Here is a 243-nt window from a genome sequence, read left to right as displayed (position 1 = left end):
GTACAGCAGGCGGGCACGGCGTCCGATCCGGCGCAGGTGCGCCAGTTCGATGCGTTGATGCAGCCGGGCGCGGCCGCGGCGTCGCCGTCGGCATCGGGCGTCGCGATGTCGCGCGTGGCGGCCGATGCGGCGCCGGCGGTGCAGATGACGCCCGCGACGCCCGCGCAGGCGAACCATTCGTCGCTCGTCGAGCGGTTGCGCACGTACGGCAACGATCTCGACACGCGGTACGCGAACATCGAC

The 243-nt window shown here is 72.8% G+C and carries 1 pseudogene; it reads left to right on the top strand.

Annotation, left to right across the window (positions count from 1 at the left end):
- Positions 1-243, top strand: a pseudogene (locus tag SB751_RS34470) (hypothetical protein); the annotation flags it as partial.

It is taken from the genome of Cupriavidus sp. SIMBA_020, from assembly GCF_046535395.1.
GTDB lineage: Bacteria > Pseudomonadota > Gammaproteobacteria > Burkholderiales > Burkholderiaceae > Cupriavidus > Cupriavidus campinensis.
Note: the sequence above shows the minus strand (reverse complement) of the source record. Positions and strands in the feature narration are given on the sequence as shown.